General features: G+C 66.1%; 19 protein-coding genes and 1 pseudogene. 5 read left to right on the forward strand and 15 right to left on the reverse strand.

What is annotated here, in order from left to right; translation table 11 throughout:
- Positions 1 to 62: 62 nt before the first annotated feature.
- The 3 genes from AC27VL_RS16575 to AC27VL_RS16585 all read right to left on the reverse strand — a co-directional run bounded on the left by AC27VL_RS16575 (position 63) and on the right by AC27VL_RS16585 (position 2,372).
- Complete coding sequence (locus tag AC27VL_RS16575) at positions 63 to 1,286, reverse strand: efflux RND transporter periplasmic adaptor subunit (protein ID WP_488767434.1); 1,224 nt, start codon at positions 1,284 to 1,286, stop codon at positions 63 to 65.
- A 91-nt stretch (positions 1,287 to 1,377) separates the two neighbouring features.
- Entirely contained in the window at positions 1,378 to 2,148 is a 771-nt protein-coding gene (locus AC27VL_RS16580; protein ID WP_100552200.1) for an SDR family NAD(P)-dependent oxidoreductase, read from the reverse strand.
- Positions 2,145 to 2,372, reverse strand: a complete 228-nt coding sequence (locus tag AC27VL_RS16585; RefSeq protein ID WP_100552199.1) for a hypothetical protein — start codon at positions 2,370 to 2,372, stop codon at positions 2,145 to 2,147. The genes AC27VL_RS16580 and AC27VL_RS16585 overlap by 4 nt, the downstream gene beginning before the upstream one ends.
- Before the next feature lie 147 nt (positions 2,373 to 2,519).
- Between AC27VL_RS16585 and AC27VL_RS16590 the strand changes: the two genes are divergently transcribed.
- On the forward strand, positions 2,520 to 3,551 hold the full coding sequence (locus AC27VL_RS16590) for a LysR family transcriptional regulator (RefSeq protein ID WP_025878839.1): 1,032 nt from the start codon (positions 2,520 to 2,522) through the stop codon (positions 3,549 to 3,551).
- A 174-nt stretch (positions 3,552 to 3,725) separates the two neighbouring features.
- Here AC27VL_RS16590 and AC27VL_RS16595 read toward each other — a convergent pair whose 3' ends face one another.
- Both AC27VL_RS16595 and AC27VL_RS16600 read right to left on the reverse strand, forming a co-directional pair.
- Entirely contained in the window at positions 3,726 to 4,421 is a 696-nt protein-coding gene (locus AC27VL_RS16595; protein WP_089240401.1) for a YiaD family glycine zipper/OmpA-like lipoprotein, read from the reverse strand.
- A gap of 141 nt (positions 4,422 to 4,562) precedes the next feature.
- Entirely contained in the window at positions 4,563 to 5,978 is a 1,416-nt protein-coding gene (locus AC27VL_RS16600) for a cryptochrome/photolyase family protein (RefSeq protein ID WP_488767437.1), read from the reverse strand.
- A 112-nt stretch (positions 5,979 to 6,090) separates the two neighbouring features.
- Between AC27VL_RS16600 and AC27VL_RS16605 the strand changes: the two genes are divergently transcribed.
- Together AC27VL_RS16605 and AC27VL_RS16610 are read left to right on the forward strand one after the other, a co-directional pair.
- A complete protein-coding gene (locus tag AC27VL_RS16605) occupies positions 6,091 to 6,672 on the forward strand; it encodes a hypothetical protein (RefSeq protein ID WP_191078096.1) in 582 nt (193 codons plus the stop codon).
- A 213-nt stretch (positions 6,673 to 6,885) separates the two neighbouring features.
- Entirely contained in the window at positions 6,886 to 7,008 is a 123-nt protein-coding gene (locus AC27VL_RS16610; RefSeq protein WP_279324071.1) for a hypothetical protein, read from the forward strand.
- Positions 7,009 to 7,438: 430 nt separating this feature from the next.
- On the opposite strand, the pseudogene AC27VL_RS16615 reads toward AC27VL_RS16610, so the two are convergent.
- The 4 genes and pseudogenes from AC27VL_RS16615 to AC27VL_RS16630 form a co-directional block, all read right to left on the reverse strand.
- A pseudogene (locus AC27VL_RS16615) lies at positions 7,439 to 7,573 on the reverse strand (inorganic diphosphatase); the annotation flags it as partial.
- Positions 7,574 to 7,583: 10 nt separating this feature from the next.
- The gene (locus tag AC27VL_RS16620) at positions 7,584 to 8,885 is read right to left on the reverse strand and encodes a purple acid phosphatase family protein (RefSeq protein WP_488767452.1); all 1,302 of its coding nucleotides are present in this window, start codon (positions 8,883 to 8,885) and stop codon (positions 7,584 to 7,586) included.
- A gap of 59 nt (positions 8,886 to 8,944) precedes the next feature.
- A complete protein-coding gene (locus AC27VL_RS16625) occupies positions 8,945 to 10,063 on the reverse strand; it encodes a phytase (protein ID WP_488767440.1) in 1,119 nt (372 codons plus the stop codon).
- Positions 10,063 to 12,615 (reverse strand): TonB-dependent receptor, encoded by a 2,553-nt coding sequence (locus tag AC27VL_RS16630; RefSeq protein ID WP_488767442.1) that lies wholly within the window; start codon positions 12,613 to 12,615, stop codon positions 10,063 to 10,065. The genes AC27VL_RS16625 and AC27VL_RS16630 overlap by 1 nt, the downstream gene beginning before the upstream one ends.
- Before the next feature lie 153 nt (positions 12,616 to 12,768).
- Here AC27VL_RS16630 and upp point away from each other — a divergent pair, with 153 nt between their 5' ends.
- Both upp and AC27VL_RS16640 read left to right on the forward strand, forming a co-directional pair.
- Complete coding sequence (gene upp / locus AC27VL_RS16635) at positions 12,769 to 13,401, forward strand: uracil phosphoribosyltransferase (RefSeq protein WP_089240393.1); 633 nt, start codon at positions 12,769 to 12,771, stop codon at positions 13,399 to 13,401.
- Positions 13,402 to 13,519: 118 nt separating this feature from the next.
- Positions 13,520 to 13,813: a PsiF family protein gene (locus AC27VL_RS16640; RefSeq protein ID WP_488767444.1), complete on the forward strand. Its 294-nt coding sequence runs from the start codon at positions 13,520 to 13,522 to the stop codon at positions 13,811 to 13,813.
- Between the two features lie 322 nt (positions 13,814 to 14,135).
- On the opposite strand, the gene AC27VL_RS16645 is transcribed toward AC27VL_RS16640, so the two are convergent.
- The 6 genes from AC27VL_RS16645 to rsmD all read right to left on the reverse strand — a co-directional run bounded on the left by AC27VL_RS16645 (position 14,136) and on the right by rsmD (position 18,965).
- Positions 14,136 to 15,023 carry an MBL fold metallo-hydrolase gene (locus AC27VL_RS16645; protein WP_165376858.1) on the reverse strand — a complete coding sequence of 296 codons (888 nt, stop codon included), beginning with the start codon at positions 15,021 to 15,023 and terminating at the stop codon, positions 14,136 to 14,138.
- Positions 15,024 to 15,142: 119 nt separating this feature from the next.
- Positions 15,143 to 16,870, reverse strand: coding sequence for a gamma-glutamyltransferase (gene ggt, locus AC27VL_RS16650; RefSeq protein ID WP_488767447.1), 1,728 nt, complete (start codon positions 16,868 to 16,870; stop codon positions 15,143 to 15,145).
- Positions 16,867 to 17,148, reverse strand: coding sequence for a YfhL family 4Fe-4S dicluster ferredoxin (locus AC27VL_RS16655; RefSeq protein WP_025878828.1), 282 nt, complete (start codon positions 17,146 to 17,148; stop codon positions 16,867 to 16,869). Before AC27VL_RS16655 ends, ggt begins: the two co-directional genes overlap by 4 nt.
- A 132-nt stretch (positions 17,149 to 17,280) precedes the next feature.
- Positions 17,281 to 17,772 carry a hypothetical protein gene (locus AC27VL_RS16660; RefSeq protein WP_089240385.1) on the reverse strand — a complete coding sequence of 164 codons (492 nt, stop codon included), beginning with the start codon at positions 17,770 to 17,772 and terminating at the stop codon, positions 17,281 to 17,283.
- Between the two features lie 78 nt (positions 17,773 to 17,850).
- Positions 17,851 to 18,360, reverse strand: a complete 510-nt coding sequence (gene coaD / locus AC27VL_RS16665; RefSeq protein ID WP_008267036.1) for a pantetheine-phosphate adenylyltransferase — start codon at positions 18,358 to 18,360, stop codon at positions 17,851 to 17,853.
- 26 nt (positions 18,361 to 18,386) lie between these two features.
- Positions 18,387 to 18,965 (reverse strand): 16S rRNA (guanine(966)-N(2))-methyltransferase RsmD, encoded by a 579-nt coding sequence (rsmD, locus tag AC27VL_RS16670; RefSeq protein ID WP_488767450.1) that lies wholly within the window; start codon positions 18,963 to 18,965, stop codon positions 18,387 to 18,389.
- Positions 18,966 to 19,291: the final 326 nt, after the last annotated feature.

Genomic DNA, 19,291 nt, shown 5'->3' on the forward strand with positions numbered 1-19,291 from the left:
CGCCAATCTGGCGAAGGCAGTGACGGCTGCCGCTGGCACCGGCAGCTAAGCGGGGACGCGGATCAGTGGTTCAGTGCGGCAGTTGCATCGCGACCCGGCGCCGGCGCAGCGGTGGGCTGCATCGCCACCGCCTTCGCCTGCACCGGCATACCGGGCATGAAGACCTTCTGCACGCCATCGATGATCACCTTGTCACCGGCGGCCAGACCCTTCTCGACAATGCGCAGGCCTTCGGCGGTGCGGCCAAGCTGGATGTCGCGGCGCTGGGCCTTGCCATCCTTGTCGACCACGTAGACGTACTTGCGGTCCTGGTCGGTCAGCACGGCCTTGTCGTCGATCAGCATGGCCTGGAACTGGCCGCTGCCGAGCAGCTGCACGCGGGCGAACAGGCCCGGGGTGAACTGGCGATCGGCGTTGTCCAGCAGCGCGCGCACGCGGATGGTGCCGGTGCTGCGGGTCACCTGGTTGTCGAGGAAGTCGACCTTGCCCGTGTGCGGGTAGCCATCTTCACCGGACAGACCGACCTTCACCGGCAGCTCGCTGTCGCGCTCGCTCGGGCGCTCGCCCTTGCGTGCCATCTGCGCGTACCGCAGGAAGGTGCTTTCATCGGCATCGAAATAGACGAACACCGTATCCAGCGAGACCAGCGTGGTCAGCACGCTGGCACTGTCGCCGGCGGTGACCAGGTTGCCGGCGGTGACCATCGCGCGACCGGCACGGCCGTCGATCGGCGCACGCACCTTGGTGAACTCAAGGTTGAGGCGGGCTGCATCCAGCGCGGCCTGCGCAGCCTGCACTGCCGCACCGGACTGGTCGGCGGCTGCGCGACGCTGTTCAGCCGTCTCGGTGGAGATCGCCTGCTGCTCGGCCAGGCGCTTGGCACGCTCGGACTCACTGCGGGCAAGCACCGCCTGGGTGCGCGCACGGGCCAGTTCGGCGTTGGCGCGATCGTACTCGGCCTGGTAGCTGCGGGCATCGATGGTGAACAGGACGGCGCCCTTCTTCACTTCTTCGCCTTCAACGTAGTTGACCTTGTCGATGTAGCCGGACACGCGCGGGCGCAGCTCGACGCTCTGCACGGCCTCGACACGACCGCTGAATTCGTCCCACTGGCTGACCTGCTTGAGCAGTACGGGGGCAGCTGAGACCTGCGGCGGGGGCGGTGCGCCAGCTTCTTCGGCATGGCCACCGCTGCAGGCAGCCAGAACGGCGGCAGCGAGGATCGACACGCCAGCCATCGCCAGGCGATGACGGAAACGATGTGGAGTGGTGTTGGGGGAAGTCATGGCATGCATCCGTACGGAGGGGTGGTACAGCTATTTGAGAATTGCTATCAACTTTTGGCGGCGTATCCTGCGACCTCAACCAAGGCTGAGGTCAAGCAACGCCTGCGGTGTCGCGCCACAGCGGCGGTATTTCCAGGTGCAGCAGCCCGCGCGGCAGTTCGGCATCACTGCTGTCGCAACGGACGATCGCGCGGTTGTCGCGGCAACCATCGAGCAGGGACACCACGCGGCGACCGACCAGCAGCGAACTGGGCCATTCGATGCAGGCGTTGGCGGCGTTGGCCGGGGTGCATACCGGGCTGCACACTTCCAGCATCTGCGCGCGAACGCCCACGGCCTGCGCTTCCTGGTGCACCACCTGCGCATACATGCGCAGCGCGGCCGTGGTGATCGAGGTCTCGCCATAACCGGCCCAGGGCTTCAGCCCGGCCGGGCTGCCGATCATCACGTAGCGACGGGCGTGCACGTTGTCCTGCAGCAGCGGCAACAGATGCCGCACCGCGTGCACATGCGGCATCAGGTCAGCCTGCAATGCCGCCGCCAGTGCGTCACCGCCGCGCTCGACCACACGACCGCGGTTGTACGGCCCCCCCATTGCCGCGATCACTGCCGCAAGCGGACGCGGACGCTGCGCCACGCGTTCGGCCACCACACGCGCAGAGCTGTCATCGCTCAGCGAACCCAGCATCGTCTGCAGGCCCGGCTCATCGGCGAACTGCTCGTGCAATGCAGCCAGGCGGCGCGGATCGCGACCGACCACCAGCACGGGGCTGCCGGCCTCCAGCAGGGCGCCGACCACACCCTGGCCGACGGCACCGGTGCCGCCGAGAACCAGGACTTCGGGGGTCAGAATCCCATTCACGGGACATTTCCTCCCAAATCCGGGATAGTCCCGATTCGACGCAGTCGGTCACCCTTCTGCGAAGCAAGGCGCAAGGCACCGCCACGCTGCTGACGCATGGGTGCGGTAAACTCACGAAAGTCCTTGTGTACCAAGGAACTAGGGCGGGATTCGACGGTCATCGCCAGGTCCAGGGCGTTCTGGCCGGCGATCCGGAAGCGGGCAAGAATGTTGCGCAGGCTCATGGCGGACGGGCTCCAATTAGCGAATGGCGCCACGATAGACCTCAAACCCCTACTTGATTAGTCCTGATTAAGGGGAATAATCATCCCGTCCCCGGTCCAATCGTTCTGTCACGATTGCCCCATCCCCGACGTCCAGGATTCCTGACCATGTCCCACGATCTCAACGAGACGCTGATCTTCGTCAAAGTGGTCGAGCAAGGCAGCTTCATCGCGGCTGCCAAATCGCTCGGCCTGCCCAAGACCACGGTCAGCCGCAAGGTGCAGGAACTGGAAACGCGCCTCGGTGCGCGCCTGCTGCACCGGACCACGCGCCGCCTCGGCCTCACCGAGGCCGGCTCGATCTATCACGAGCATTGCCAGCGCATCGCGCGCGAGCTTGAAGAAGCCGAAAGCGCGGTCAGCCAGCTGCAGTCCGGCCCACGCGGCTGGTTGCGCTTCACCGTGCCCTATTCGATCGGCATCACCTGGATCGCGCCGCTGCTGGGCCAGTTCCATGCGCAGTACCCGGAGATCCGCCTGGACATGCACATGGGCAACGAGAAGCTGGACCTGATCGCCGGCGAGGCCGATCTCGCCCTGCGCGTGGGTGCCCTGCCCGATTCCAACCTGGTGGCGCGCAAGCTTGGCAGCCTGCGCACGCAGGTGTTCGCCAGCCCGGCCTACATCGAGCGCTACGGCGAGCCGCTGCATCCGGAAGAGCTGCAGTTCCACCGCATCCTGGCCATGCGCAAGCCGTACCACACGGGCAATTCGCCACGCTTTACCTGGCAGCTGGGCGAGAACGGTGGCGAACTGCGCGACTTCCCGGTAACGCCGCTGATGACGGCCAACGACATGTCTGCGTTGAATGGCGCACTGGTGTGTGGCGAAGGCCTGCTGCTGACCGGCGACGTGATGGCCAAGCCGTTCGTCGAGTCGGGCATGGTGCGCCGCGTGCTGGCCGGCTGGACCGGGCCGGAAGTGGATTTCAATGCGGTGTTCGCCGGTGGCCGCCTGGTCTCGCCGAAGGTGCGCGCGTTCGTCGATTTCCTGGTGGAGAAGCTCAACTTCGACGCCAACTACATGCTGGCGCAGTGCCCCGGTGCGAAGCTGGCGCGGCAGCAGCAGGAACAGGAAGAGGCAGCGCTGGCGAGCAGCGGCAAGCGGATTCTGGAGAAGGTGGCTGCGTCGGCGGCGTAATCCCCAACAATACCGCCCGCAATCTCCTGGTAGTAGCCGACCTTGGTCGGCACGGCTCTCCACACGCGCTATCGGCGTGCCGGGCGAGCCCGGCACCCACAAAAATGCCGCCTGCGAGGGCGGCATTTTCGTTCCGGCCGATGGCCTGACCGGCTCAAGCAACAACGCCAGGCATTATTGTTTGAGGGGAATCACACGAATCTCGACGCGGCGGTTCTTGGCACGGCCGGCATCGGTGCTGTTGTCGGCAATCGGATAGGACTTGCCAGCGCCCAGGGTCTCGATGCGCACGCTCTGCACGCCCTGGCCGATCAGGTACTGCGCCACCGAATCAGCGCGCTCCTTGGACAGGCGGTTGTTGACCGCGTCGCTGCCGATGCTGTCGGTGTGACCGACCACTTCGATCATGGTCTGGTTGTAATCGCGCAGGGTGCCAGCAACGCCATTGAGCGAACCGTAGAACTGCGGCTTCAGTGCCGACTTGCCGAAGTCGAAGGTGATGCCGTCCGGCAGGTTCAGCATGATGTTGTCGCCCTGGCGCTCAACGTCGATGCCGGTGTTGGCGGTGCGCTCGCGCAGCGCGCGCTCCTGGCGATCCTGGTACTGACCCACGGCGGCGCCGCTGAGTGCACCAATACCCGCGCCGATCAGCGCATGCTGGCGACGCTCGGTCGCGCTGTCGCCGGTCAGCAGGCCTGCGGCCACACCGATGGCGGTACCGATCAGGGCGTTGCGGCCGGTGCGGTTCTGCTGCTCGGTCGGGTTGCCGTACGGATCACTCTGCACATAGGAGCCGCCGGTGGCGCAGGCCGACAGGACGGCCGCACTCATCAGGGCCAGTGCGACGTTGCGGGTGGTGTTGCGGATCATGGTGTTCTCCTTGGTTTCCGGTCGGGCCGGCGGCTTGCGGGCGGCAACGAGGATAAACAGCCGGACGCGATGTCGGCATGATGATCGCATCGGCCGACAGGGACGTGTTCAGCTAGCTGTCTGGACCGCTCAGCCAGCGCTTTACCCCGCCGCCGACTGGCGGTAAGCAGCGAGTGCCGCGTCCCGACCTGCCGCCAGGTCCACCAGCGGCGTGCGCGGATACCCGGGCGCGCGTTCGGCCAACAGCTGCGGGTGCTGCCAGGGAGCGAACCGCGCCTTTACCGGCAGCTCCGCCAGCTCCGGCACCCAGCGGCTGATGTAGCGCGCCTGTGGATCGAACTTCTCGGCCTGGGTGACTGGATTGAACACCCGGAAATAGGGAGCCGCATCGGCGCCGGTGCCGGCCACCCACTGCCACCCCATCGTGTTGTTGGCCAGGTCCGCATCCACCAGCGTGTCCCAGAACCAGTGCGCGCCGTGCAGCCAATGCGCACGCAGGTGCTTGCACAGGTAGCTGGCGACGATCATCCGCACCCGGTTGTGCATGTAGCCGGTCTGCCAGAGCTCGCGCAGGCCAGCATCGACGATGGGCACACCGGTGTTGCCGCGCTGCCAGTCGTGCAGCTGGGCGGCACTGGGGTTGGCCCAGGGGAAACGGTCGAAACGCGGGTTGAGATTGTCCGTGGGCGTCTTCGGGAAGTGGTGCAGCAGGTGGTAGCCGAAATCACGCCAGCCGAGCTGGCGCAGGTAGCCGTCGATGTCCGCATCGGTGCCAGCGCTGCGCAGGCCCTCCAGCGCGTGTGCGATGCGCCACGGGGCGATTTCGCCGAAATGCAGGTGCGGCGACAGCCGCGAAGTACCGACCCGGTCCGGCAGATCGCGCTGCTCACGATAGCCGCGCAGCGCACCATCCTCGAACACGGACAGCGCCTCGAGCGCGCCTGCCTCACCCGGCGGCCAGTGCTCCCAGAAACCGGAATCCCACTGCAATGGCGGCGCCAGCTGCAACGCGTCCAGCGCCAGGCCTTCAACCGTGTGTGCGGCCAACGTGCGCGGCGCCTCCTGCAGGGCCGGCAATCGCCAATGACTGAGTACGTTGCGCCAGTACGGAGTGAATACCTTGTAGGGCTGCCCTTGCTGGGTAGCGATGTCCCAGGGCTCGAACAACAGGCTGCCGTTGCAGCTCTGCGCATCGATGCCCTGCTCGCGCAGCGTGCGTTTGACGGCGGCATCGCGCGGTTGCGTCGCCGGTTCGTACTTGCGGTTCCAGTACACCGCCTCGGCGCCGGTCTGATCAATCTGCGCCTGCAGGGTCGGCAGGCTGTCGCCGGCACGCAGCACCAGCGAGGAGCCGCGTGCACGCAGGTCGGCATCCAGCGCCGCCAGCGAGCGGTGGCGCCACGCGTTCGACGCGGCGCCCGGCGCCCAGTCGCCCTCTTCGTGCGGGGCGTGGATATAGACCGGCACCACATCGTGGCCCGCGTCCAGCGCCGCCTGCAGCGCCGGATTGTCCTGCAACCGCAGGTCCCGACGGAACCATACCAACGCTACCGACACGTGCACTGCCTCTCTGTTGCTGGGCAGCCATGATAGCCAGTGGCGGTGAAGGCGATGCGTGCGACCGGCTCTGCTAGGCTGCGTGCTCTCCTGCTTCCACCCTGCCCTCGTCATGGATGATCTTCGCGCCACGTTTGCCCGCTTCGGCCCCCTGCAACCGCAATCCGCCGACGCGTGGCAAGGGCCGTTCCCGTTGCCGGACATGCTGGCCGGGTTCTATGCACACGTCGGCCCATTCGGTGAGGTGTTCAATCCTGCCAAAGGCCCCAGCGGCATCACCGTACCGGGCGTAGAGGTGTGGCTGCCGCCGTTGCAGCGCCTGTGGGCGTATCAGGCGGGCTACCGCTGGAATGGCATCGATGGCGAGCCGATCAGCGACTGGCCGTCGCACTGGCTGGTGATCGCCGACCGTGGCGCCGATCCTCTCATCCTCGACATCAACGATGGCCGCGTGTTGTTCGCCCGTCATGGCGCGGGCCACTGGGACGCCGACGAGTTCGTCGCCGACGTACCGACCTTGATGGCCGCACTGGCGGCGGCCGGCAGCGTTTACCTCGAGGCCGATGAGGATCTGTACAGCGATGACGATGATGGCAGGATCCGTCCCGAACATCGCGAAGCGGCACTGCGCGCTGTCGCTGCAGTGCTGGGCGGCACGGATGAAGCAGAACTGTTCCTGGACGCGATGCAGTAGAGCCGCCCCGTGCGTGGATGGTGTACGGCAAGATTCAATCCACGCATGGCGTGGATCTACTTCATGCCTTCCCTGATTACCCACCCGTCTTTCTTTCCAGCGGCGCCTGCTTCAGCGCTGCTGAGCGGCACGGACGAGGCAGAACTGTTCTTGGACGCGATGCAGTAGATCCACGCCATGCGTGGATGGTGCACGGGAAGGTTCAATCCACGCATGGCGTGGATCTACTTCATGCCTTCCCTGATCACCCGCCCGTCTCTCTTTCCAGCGGTGCCTGCTTCGGCGCTGCTGGGCGGCACGGACGAGGCAGAACTGTTCCTGGACGCGATGCAGTAGATCCACGCCATGCGTGGATGGTGTGCGGGAAGGTTCAATCCACGCGTGGCGTGGATCTACTTCATGCCTTCCCTGATCACCCACCCGTCTTTCTTTCCAGCGGCGCCTGCTTCAGCGCTGCTGGGCGGCACGGACGAAGCAGAACTGTTCCTGGACGCGATGCAGTAGAGCCGCCCCGTGCGTGGATGGTGTGCGGGAAGATTCAATCCACGCGTGGCGTGGATCTACTTCATGCCTTCCCTGATTACCCACCCGTCTTTCTTTCCAGCGGCGCCTGCTTCAGCGCTGCTGAGCGGCACGGACAAGGCAGAACTGTTCCTGGACGCGATGCGGTAGATCCACCCCGTGCGTGGATGGTGTGCGGGAAGATTCAATCCCCGCGTGGCGTGGATCTACTTCATGCCTTCCCTGATCACCCGCCCGTCTCTCTTTCCTGCGGCGCCTGCTTCAGCAGTGCGGTCAGGAACGGGTGCAGCACCGAGTCTGCTGCAGCCACCGCGCTGCCCATGAGCAACAGGGCAACGGCAATGGCGGCTATCGGAACCATGCGCGGGCGCGTGCTCATCGGTCTGTCCTCACTCCCAGCAGCGATCGGTGCGACCCTTGGCGGTCTGGGCGCGCGCGCAGTCACGCGGTGCAATTCGTCCTTCCTGCTGCTCCACCCGCTGCTTGCCGCCATTGTCATCGCGCTTCAGCTCGAAGGCGTCGTACAGGCGTCCGGTGACCGTGCGCGCCTCGTAGCGCAGATGCTGCGGGTCGATACGCAACACCTGGAACAGCTGCGTGTCTTCGCCCACAGGTTCCATCGTCCTGCGTGCTTCGTCCGACAGCCGGTACTGCTTCGGCCCCGCCACGGTCACCACGTACTGTGGCGTTGCCGCCTGCCCTTCACCGCGACGGCCGTAGGTGTGGTCATGCCCCTGCAGCACCAGATCCACCTTGTGGCGTCGCACCACCGGCAGCAGCACCTTGCGCAGGGCGGCGTTCTCGCGGCCCTCGCGCGGTGAATAGAACGGCTGGTGCAGCAGCACGATCGTCCACGGCTGCCGGTTGCCGGCCAGCACCTTGTCCAGCCACTGCGCCTGCGCCTTGGCGGTGCCGAGATCCAGCGCCGAAGTGCCATCGACCACGGCCACGCGCACACCCTGCGCATCGAACCAGTAGCTGGTACCCGCCGCTGCATTGGCACCGTTGCCCGGCAGGGCGAAGGTCACCGGCCAATGACGGCCCAGCACGCGGCGCTCCTTCGGCGTGTCCTCGAATTCCTCGAAATACTCGTGGTTGCCGATCGCCGGCGCCACCAACGTCTCCTGCGCCAGCCAGCTGGTGGCGGCGAACCACTCGCCCCATTCGCTGTCGTCCATGTTGTCGCCACCACTGACCAGGTCACCAGCGAACAGGCTGATCCGCGCATCCGGTGCAGCCTTCTGTGCGGCCCGCACCACGCGGCTGACATGGCTGACGTTCTTGTTCTGGGTATCACCGAAATACAGCAGGGTCAGCGGCTGGTCGGCGGCGGCCAGGGTGCGCAGCTGGTTCCAGGCGCTCCAGCTGCCATTGCCCTGTACGCGATAGACATACAGGGTGTCCGGCTGCAGGCCGTCAATGTCGGCGCGATGATGAAGCGACAGGCCGTTCTCGGTCTGCAGCACCTGGGTCTTCGCGCGCACCTGGCGGATGCCCTCGATGGCCGGCGAATCGTCGGCCAGTGCGATTTCCAGCAGCGGCGACTGCACGCTGCCATCGGTGCGCCAGGCCACCGCGAAACCGTGGCTGGGGTCGACCGACGGAGAGGCGACGATGCGGTCCGGCACCGGTGTGGCTGCGTAGTAGCGGCTGCCCGACGGCACCTGGGTGTTGGGCTCGGCTGCCGCCATCGCCAGCGATGGCAATGCGAACAGCAGGCCGACCGCAAGCACGCGCGTCAAACGCGCGCTCACGAACCGCACTCCAGCGGCAGTGCCAGCTGCTTGGCAATGCTCTCCCAGTCGAAGGCCACCACGCCCTGGTCATCGTGCACCGCGTACAGGGCGCCGTGCGGGAACCGCGGCGTCGGCTGCTGCATCATCCAGATGCCATCGGTGTTGGCCACGGTATTGCCCTGGAACGCGCCCACCGGCTTCAGCGTATGGCGGTCGAACAGATGGAACACGCTGCGCTGCTTGCCCTGCTCGGTGGTGATCCACCAGCCGTCCTTGCCGCAGGTGCGCAGCATCACGCCCTCGGCCTGCGCCTTGAACACGTCGCGACCGAAGGTGGTGCCGGTAAAGCGCCCCGCCAGGGTGTAGACCTTGAATTCGCTGGCGTAGCTTTCGTCCTCTTCGGCGATCAACAGGCGATCATTGGCCGGATCGCCCCAGATCGATTCGACCACGCGCAGCGCGCCGGCTTCGCTGGTATCGCCGATGCTGGCCGACAGCGTTGCCTGGACCTTGGTACCGTCACGGGTCACGTGGTACTGGCGCACGCGCTTGTCCAGCTCGGCCAGCGGCGGCAGGATGTCCTTGCCCTGTGCGTCCTCGCCGTTGTCCCAGGAGTCGGTGACGTAGACGCTGTAGCCATCGGCGCGGCGGTCCACCCACAGGCCGTAGGGCTTGCGCAGGTCGTCGGCACCGAAGGTGGCCAACGGAGCGAAGTCCGGCAGTGACAGCACCTGCACGCGATGGTTGTCGCGCTCGACGATCCACAGCAGGTCATCGGTCACTGCGATGCCATTGGGACGATCGAACTGACCCAGGCCGGTGCCGGTGCTGCCGACATCACGCAGGTGCTGGCCATTGCTGCCGTCGTAGACCACCAGCTTGTCGGTGGCCTTGGCCGTGGCGATCAGCCAGGTCTTGCCATCCGGTGCCTGCCAGGAAGCCGGTGAATCGATGTTGTCGGCTGGGGTCATCGGGGTCAGGAACGCCTCGGCGATGGTCGCCACCTTGCGCTCGACGGGTGCCACAGCGCCAGTCGCTGCAGCCACGGTCGGCGCCTTGTCCGCTGCCGGCGTGCAGCCGGCGGCAAGAACGGCGGCCAGCGAGGCGGCCATCAGGGTCATGCCGCGCACCATCACAGCGCCACCTTCAGGCCTACGGCGTAGGTCCGGCCGTACTCCTCCAGCTGCAGGGTGCGCGAGCGCGTGCCCTGGTACAGCTCCAACGGCTTGTCCAGCAGGTTCTGCGCTTCGAAGTACAGGCTCACGTTCGCGTTGAACTTGTAGTCCAGCGAGAAATCGAGCTGGGTGTTGGGTGCCACGTAGATATCGAATGCACGGCCCTTGCCGATGGTGTCCAGGTACTCGCTGCGGTACACCGCCGCAAGGCGCGTGCTGAGACCGTACTTTTCATAGCCGATGTGCGCGCTGTACACGTGCTTGGAGGCGCGCGGCAAGGTGAAGTCCTCACCGGCGCGATCCTCGATACCCGCGTCGAATTCGGTGTCCAGCCAGGTGCCGCTGGCGCCCACCAGCAGGCCGTCCAGGCCGGCGGGCAGGAAGGCCAGCTGCTGCTGCCAGTTCAGCTCCGCACCACGCACCGTCGCCTTGCGGCCGTTGATCGGCTGGGTCACGTCGAAACCGCCGTACGCCGGATCGTTGGTGCGTACCGTCTCGACGATGTAACCGTCGATGGATTTGTGGAACAGACCGAGCGAGACGATGCCGGTGCTGCCGAGGTACTTCTCCACCGACAGATCGATGTTCTTCGACTCGTACGGGTCCAGCTCCGGGTTGCCCAGGCGCACTTCCTCATCGCCGCGGCTGTAGCCGACGCGCGGCGAGATATCGCCGAAGGACGGGCGCGAAACAGTCTTGTTGGCCGAGGCACGCAGCACCCAGTCATCGGCCGCGTCGTAGCGCAGGTGCAGGCCCGGCAGCACGTTGGTGTAGCTGCTGTTGGCAACGCGCGGGGTCACGGTGTAGCTGCGGCCGTTGGCAGCCACATCGACCTGGTTGCCCTCGGCCTTGAAGCGGGTGTTCTCCACGCGCACGCCGCCGATGATGCGCAGCGCACCGACATCCCAGGTGCCCATGGCGTAGCTGGCGAAGATGTCTTCGCTGGCGGTGTAGTCCTCTTCCAGCGAGGTCATCGCATTGGCACCGACGTCCTGAGGACGGGCACTGAACTGGCCGCCGTTGGCCGCCCAGTACGCGCGCATGGCATCCGAATCCATGCCATCGCCCAGCGTGCCATGACGGTAGTCGGGCGAGCCGGTGGTCCAGCTCGACAGCGCGACCTTCGGGCCGACACGCAGTTCGCTTTCGTCGACGTTGACGTCGCGGTCGCGCCAGCGCCCCAGCAGGCCGAACTTGATGCTGCTGTTGTCGCCGTCGAAGCGCACGTTGACCTGCGCGCTGTGCTCCTTGTCGTTCACCTGCTTGGGCGAGATCACGAAGCGATCGAACGCGTAGTTGCCGTTGTCCAGCCACTGCGGATTGTCGAAGCTGTAGCTGGGCAGGCGGCTGCTCTGGTCCAGCGTGCCGTTGAACGCCTTGCCGTTGAGCTTGAAGCGCGCCTCCATCTCATCGTTCACCCGCTCTTCGGTCCGGGTGAAGCCGAGCTTGTAATCGACCACGGCGTTGGTCAACTTGTTCTCGCCGCCCACGCTGGCGGCGAAGGTGTTCTCTTCCTTGGTGCGGTAACGCATGCGCTTGTCGATGGAATCCTTCGGCATGCCGTCCAGGCGGTACTGGTCGGTACCGGTCTTGACCATCTTCGCGTCGTCGAAATTGAAGATCACGCGCTGGCGGGTTTCGGCATCATCGAACTGGCTGTAAAGCGCACGCAGGTAGTACTTGCTGTCGTCGTTCGGGCGCCAGTCCAGGTTGAGGTTGGCGCCGATGCGCTTGCGCTCGATCTCATACTTGCGGTGCTGCAGGTTGATCGCGGTGACGTCGCCCGGCGCGGCATCGTCTTCGCCGTCGTACTCCACTTCGGTGTTGTCCGATTCGAACTTGCGCTTCTGGTAGTTCACGCCCAGCGCCACGCCGAAGGTGTCATTGAACACTTCGCTGTAGTTGAAAGCGGCCTTCGGGCTGGTTTCGCCGGACAGCTGCTGGTGGCTGGCTTCGATCTTGCCGCGCAGGCTGCGGCCGTCACGATCGAAGGCCGAGGCCGATTCAACCAGGATCGCGCCGCCGATGGCGTCGCCCGGCATGTCCGGGGTCGGCGACTTGACCACGCGCAGGCGCTCGGTCGAATCGGACGGAATCACATCCAGAGGCGCGGCACGGCTGGAATCTTCCGGGGTGCCGATGGCGATGCCGTCGACGCTGACGCTGTTGAGGTTGGCATCCAGGCCACGCACCACCACGAAACGGCCTTCGCCCTGGTCGCGGGTCACGCTGATGCCCGGCAGGCGCTGCAGCGACTCGGCCACGTTCTTGTCCGGGTACTGGCCCAGCGCGTCGGAGGACACGGCGTCTTCGATGGCGTCGCTGCTGCGCTTGAGGTCAACCGCGCGCACCTGCGATTCCAGCTGCGCACGTACTTCGATGCGGTCCAGATCGGTCGCCGCAGCGCCGCCGCCGGTCGCTGCAGCAGTTTCGGCTGCCAGTACCGACGGGCTGGCCGTCACCAGCAGCGAGAGGCTGATTGCCAGGCCCAACGTGTTCTTCTTCTGCACAGCTATCCCCAACGGTGTAAAGATTGGGTCAGCACGGTATGTCCGCGAGGTTTCATGGGCATGACACCGGTGGAGCCTGGCCTGCCGGACCCGGCTCGGCAGCACCGCGCATTCCGCTTAAAATGGGGCTCTCCCCTTCTGCCAGACCCTCCCATGAAGATCGTCGAAGTGCGCCACCCGCTGGTGCAGCACAAGATCGGCCTGATGCGCAACGCCGCGCTCAGCACCAAGGATTTCCGCGAACTGGCCAACGAACTTGGCACGCTGCTGGCCTACGAGGCCACCGCCGACCTGGAAACCGAGCCGCACACCCTGCCGGGCTGGTCCGGCCCGGTCACCGTGCAGCGCATCGCCGGCGCCAAGATCACCGTGGTGCCGATCCTGCGCGCCGGCCTGGGCATGCTCAGCGGCGTGCTGTCGCTGATCCCGGCCGCCCGCGTCAGCGTGGTCGGCCTGCAGCGCGATGAAGAAACCCTGCAGCCGGTCCCCTACTTCGAGCGCCTGACCGGCCGCCTGGAAGAGCGCGATGCGCTGATCCTCGACCCGATGCTGGCCACCGGCGGCACCCTGATCGCTACCATCGACATGCTCAAGCGCGCCGGTGCCCGCCGGATCAAGGGCATCTTCCTGGTTGCCGCACCGGAGGGCATCGAAGCGGTGAAGGCCGTGCACCCGGACGTGGAGATCTACACCGCCGCGATCGACGCGCAGCTCAACGAAAAGGGCTACATCCTGCCGGGCCTGGGTGATGCCGGCGACCGCATCTTCGGTACCCGCGTGGGCTGAGATCGACCGGGGTCGGAGCGCTTTCGAAAGGAAGTGCTCCACCTGCTCCAGGCACCTTCACGCCGGCTTTGCGGCGACGGGCGAATGCTCCGCGCACCCGCCCTGCCCTGGAGCCACCATGAAAGCATCATTCCTGCTCGCCGCCGCCCTGCTGCTCAGCCTCCCGCTTGCCGCCAACGCAGCCACCCCGCAGCAGCAGCGCATGGCCGACTGTTCGGCCAAGAACAAAGGACTGAAGGGCGACGCCTACAAGTCCGCGCAAAGCACGTGCCTGAGCTCGCACGCAGCCGCCCCGGCAGCCCCCACCACGCCGCAGGAACGCATGAAGAAGTGCAATGCCGACGCCGCCACCAAAAAGCTCGCCGGCGACGCCCGCAAGACCTTCATGAGCAGCTGCCTCAAGGCATCGTAAAAGCAGCGAAGAAAGGCCCATCCACGCATGGCGTGGATCTACTGACCGTCATTTGGAATCTGTCCGTCGAATGGGGTCAGAGCCCGTTGCCCGGCAACGGGATCCGACCCCCGACAGATCGCGAAAATCTGTCAGCGGCGGGGCGGTGTCGGATTGCGGGGCATCCGCGCCATGGATGGCGCGGCTGAGCCTACAAGGACGTACTTGCGGCGTCCCCGCAATCCGACACCGCCCCGCCACCCCACGGATAGCCCGCTGTTGCTGTTGCCGTTGCCGTTGCCGTTGATTCGGCAGGTGCAGGGCGCAGCCCTGCCGGCAAACCTCACCCCAACGCCCGCGCCTTCAGCTCGCCCTGCTCATGCAGCGTAACGAAACGCCCCTTCTCATCCCGCCCGACCTGCGCCAGCGCCACCTGCGGGTCATGGGTGAAGAACAGATGCACGTTGCGCGCCAGCTTGTCTTCCAGGAACTGCCGCTTCTCGTCGATCAGCAGCTCGGCATTGCGGTCGTAGCCCATCGTGATCGGCACGTGCACCCAGGAACGACCGGGAATCAGATCGGCGCAGAACACCACGCCGCCGTGCGCATCTGCGCCTGCGCGTCCCTGCCCGACGATCTCGGCCAGCATCAGCCCCGGCGTGTGCCCGTCGCTGTAGCTGAAACGCACGCTGTGGCCGAGCACTTTCGAATATTCACCGTCCACCACTTCCAGGCGCCCACTGGCCTGCAGCAGGCCCGGCAGTTCCGGAATGAAACTGGCACGGTCGCGCGGGTGCGGCTGCAACGCGCGCTGCCAATGCTGCGCACCGACCACGTACGTCGCATTGGGGAACAGCAGTTCCGGTTCACGGCCTTCGCGCCACGCGGCCAGCAGGCCGCCAGCATGGTCGAAATGCAGATGGCTGAGCACCACCACGTCGATGTCTTCGTGCTCGAAACCGGCTTCGCGCAGTGAATCGATCAGCACATGCTGGCTTTCCTGCACGCCATAGCGCTCGCGCATGCGCGGATCGAAAAACGCGCCGATGCCGGTTTCGAACAGCACCGTCTTCCCCTCAAGCGGGCTCGCCAACAACGCACGACAGGCCAGCTCGATGCGATTGAGCTCGTCCGGTGCTGCCCATTTTTCCCACAATGCACGCGGTGCGTTGCCGAACATCGCACCGCCATCCAGGCGCTGGGTATTACCGCGGATCGACCATAGTTTCATGGCGCAATTATCGGTCGCCGCTCGTTAAATAATCGCTAGCGGGAAAACAAAAACCCCGCCGGTAAAGGCGGGGCTCTCAGGTCTGCGTCCGCCGGGCATGGCCCGGCGCTACAGCCGGATCAGGGAGCCGGCACGACCTGGGCGCTGCCGACCGGGTTGCGCGGATCGCTGCCGCCAAACAGCTTGTTGGCCTTGCGGTCCCACTCCACCGTCTGCAGGTTGCCCCACACATGGCTGGAACCACGACCACCGGCGGCGACCTCGCCCGGCAGGTCGATCTTGTGGCCCATCGCCTGCAGCTGCTTGATGGTGCCAGCGTCGAATGCGTTGCTCTCGGCCTCGATCAGGTCCGGCAGCCACTGGTGGTGGTAGCGCGGCAGCGCGGCGACCTGCTGCGCATCCAGGCCAGCGTCGTAGCCGAGGATGCCCAGCAGCACCATGGTGATGATGCGGCTGCCACCAGGCGTGCCCAGCACGATCACCTTGTCGTCGTTCTCCATGAACGTCGGCGTCATCGAGCTGAGCATGCGCTTGCCCGCTTTCGGTGCATTGGCGGCGTAGCCCATCACGCCAAAGGCGTTTGGCGTGCCCGGCTTCAGCGCGAAGTCGTCCATCTCGTTGTTCAGCAGCACACCCGTTCCCTTCGGAATCAGGCCCGAGCCGTACAGCAGGTTGACGGTCTGGGTGGCGCCGACACGGTTGCCGTCACGGTCGATGATCGAGAAATGGGTGGTCTCGTCATCTTCCAGCGGCGTCGGGTTGCCCGACAGCAGGTCGCTGGGGGTGGCCTTTTCCGGGTGGATGGTGGCACGCAGGCCCTGCGCGTAATCCTTGCTTGCCAGCACCTTCTGCGGGATCTGCACGAAATCCGGATCGCCGAGGAAGAAGGTGCGGTCACGGTAGGCACGGCGCATCGACTCGACCACCAGATGGGTGCGGTGCGCGGCATCCATCTGCTTGATGTCCCAGCCTTCCAGGATCTGCAGCATGCTGGCCAGGGCGATGCCACCGGAGGACGGCGGCGGCGCGGTGGTGATCTTCCAGCCGTTGTAGTTGAAGACGATCGGCGCACGCTGCTTCACGCGATAGCCGGCCAGTTCTTCGGCGGTCCACTTGCCACCTGCCTGCTTCACGCCGGCCAGCAGCAGCTTGCCGGTCTGGCCCTTGTAGAAGCCATCGAAGCCGCCGGCTGCCAGGCGTTCCAGGGTCTGCGCCAGCTCCGGCTGCTTGAACAGGTCACCGGTGGCGATCGGCTTGCCATTGCGCAGGTAGACCTCGCGCGTACCGGGGTAGCGCTCCATCACCTCGCGGCGCGAGGCATAGCCCTTGGCCATGCGCTCATAGACCGGGAAGCCGTCACGCGCGATGCGGATCGCCGGCTGCAGCGAGGCCGCCAGCGGCAGCTTGCCGTGCTTGGCCGACAGTTCGACCAGCGCCGCCGGCAGGCCGGGAATGCCGGCCGACCACGGGCCGTTGACCGAACGATCGCGGTCCAGGTCGCCCTTCTTGTCGAGGAAGGCCTGCGGCGTGGCTGCGGCCGGGGCGGTCTCGCGCGCGTCCAGCATCACGTCCTTGCCGGTGGCCGCATCGTGCAGCAGGAAGAAGCCGCCGCCGCCCAGTCCAGAACTGATCGGCTCGACCACGGCCAGGGTGGAGGAAACCGCCACCGCCGCATCGAAGGCGTTGCCGCCCTGGGCCAGGATGTCGACACCGGCCTGGGTGGCCAAAGCGTGGCCGCTGGCGATCGCGGCGCCATCAGGGCGCTCGGCACGGACCGGGGCATCAGCCCAGGCGACGGAACTCAGCAGCAGGCCGAGCAACAACAAGGGGCGGGCGAACGGCTTCATTCGGATGGGGGCTCCGCATAGAGTTCGGGATGATCGTGCTGCAGTTGGCGCAACTTGGCCAGCAGCTCGATTTCGGTTTCGACGATGTCCGGATCGGGGTCGATGCATTCGACCGGGCAGACGACCACGCACTGCGGTTCGTCGAAATGACCCACGCACTCGGTACAGCGGGCGGGGTCGATCACGTAGATGGTTTCACCCATCGTGATGGCCTGGTTCGGGCAGGCCGGCTCGCATACGTCACAGTTGACGCAGAGCTCATTGATTTTCAGCGACATGGCGATACTCCACGCCCGCGCCTTGGGACAAGGACCGGCCTGCGCGGGCGCGCGGGCCGGTCAGGTCATCAGCGGCGCCCATCGCAGGGCGCCGCCCGGGTCGTGCCGCAGCACGACCGCCTCGGCTCGGTCTTACTTGGCTTCGACGAAAATGTACTCGGCACCGGTCGGCTGGACCACGGCCTGGACGCGGGCGTTGTCGGCGGACTGGCCGATGAAGACGACGCGCACGCCCTTCATGGAATCCGGCGAGACGTCCTTGAACACGACCTGGATCATGTCAGCCATCTTGCCCGAGGCCGACGAACCGAAGGCCAGCATGTTGCCCGGCTGCACGCCACGGGCCACGGCCTGGGTCGCGCTTTCGGTCTGGCGCTCGTACTTGGCCTGGAAGTCCGGGTCGGTTTCCGGCGAGAGGTAGTACAGGAACGGGCTGTTGGTGATGTTGCCCATGTTCTGGATGGCCACTTCCTGCAGGTACTTCTTCCAGCCTGCGTCGTCTTCCTTGGCCGGGGCGACCAGCGCCTGCTTGGCTTCGTCGACCGGAGCGGCTTCTTCCTTCTTGCAGGCGGTGAAAGCCAGGGCAAACGAGGCGATCAGCATCGCGCGCATGGTGTTGTTCATGGGTTTCCTCCCGGAATGTTGCGTGTTGGTGTGCGTAATGGGGTGCGTGGTACTACAGGATCTACTGCTGGGCAGGGCTTACGACTGCGCCGACTTCGCTTCGCGGACCTTGCGCAGCGCCTCGAGCACGGCGGCCGGCACGAAGCCGGACACATCGCCACCCAGACGTGCGATCTCGCGGACCAGCGAGGACGAGATGAAGCTGTGCTGCTCGGCCGGGGTCAGGAACAGGGTCTCGACCTCCGGAATCAGGTGGCGGTTCATGCTCGCCATCTGGAATTCGTACTCGAAGTCGGACACCGCGCGCAGTCCGCGCAGCAGCACGCCGCCCTGCACCGAACGTACAAAATGGGCCAGCAGCGTATCGAAGCCGATGACCTCGACGTTGCTGTGGTGGCCCAGGGCGCCACGCGCCAGCTGCACGCGCTGTTCCAGCGGCAGTGCCGGTCCCTTCGAGGGGCTCTGCGCAACGCCCACCACGACCTTTTCAAACAGCGGCGCGGCCCGGCTCACCAGGTCGATATGACCATTGGTGATGGGGTCGAACGTGCCGGGATAGACGGCGATGCGGCGGTTGGCCACGGTCATGGGCGGTTGCAGATGTTCAGATGAGGTCAAAGTGTAGCAGTGGCACGGCGGTACAGGGCAAAGCGCACCTCGCGGGTGCTGCCATCGCGGTGCAGCAGCCATTCCGGGGGCAGCATCGGCGCGTGGCTGGCCGGCGACTCCAGGTACAGCCAGGCATCGGTGGCCAGATGCCGCGGCAGCTGGGCCAGCACGTCCTGCCACAGGCCATCGGCGAACGGCGGGTCGATGAACACCAGATCGGCCTGCTGCGCCGGCGCAGCCTGCAGCCAGCGCAGCGCGTCGGCCTGGGCGACCGTGATCTGGTCGGTGGCCTGCAGCTTGGCTACGGCCGCGGTCAGATTGCGCGCCAGCTGTGCGTCGCGCTCGACCAGGGTGGCATGCGCGGCACCGCGCGACACGGCTTCCAGGCCCAGCGCGCCGCTGCCGGCGAACAGGTCCAGTACGCGTGCCCCACCCAGCTTGGGCATCAGCCAGTTGAACAGGGTTTCGCGGACCCGGTCGCTGCTGGGCCGCAGGCCCGGCAGGGTCGGCACCGGCAGCCGGGTATTGCGCCAGCGCCCGCCGATGATGCGGACCTGGCCGTCATTCGCAGTACGGCCGCTCATCGGCGCCCCCGGCGGGAGGTATTCGAGAATTTCAGCATGAGCGGGATTGTAGTTCGGCCGGGCGGCGCCCGGGTACGCGCCAACGCATGCGCGCTGTCGCTCCCACGCTTCGCTGCGCGAAACGCGGGCCCCCCTTACCAACGCCCATACCCCCGCCGCTTCGCGGCCGCCCCCTGACTCAGGGGGCTCTGCCCCAGACGCAATCCGAATCTGACAGATTTCCATCCACGCATGGCGTGGATCTACTGGCCACCGGCCAACTGTCGAAGGCGGGGCGGTGTGGGTGGGCAGGACCGTTGGCGCCATGGATGGCGCCATCGAGCCCC

The sequence above is a fragment of the Stenotrophomonas sp. 14P6.2.3 genome (assembly GCF_057799055.1).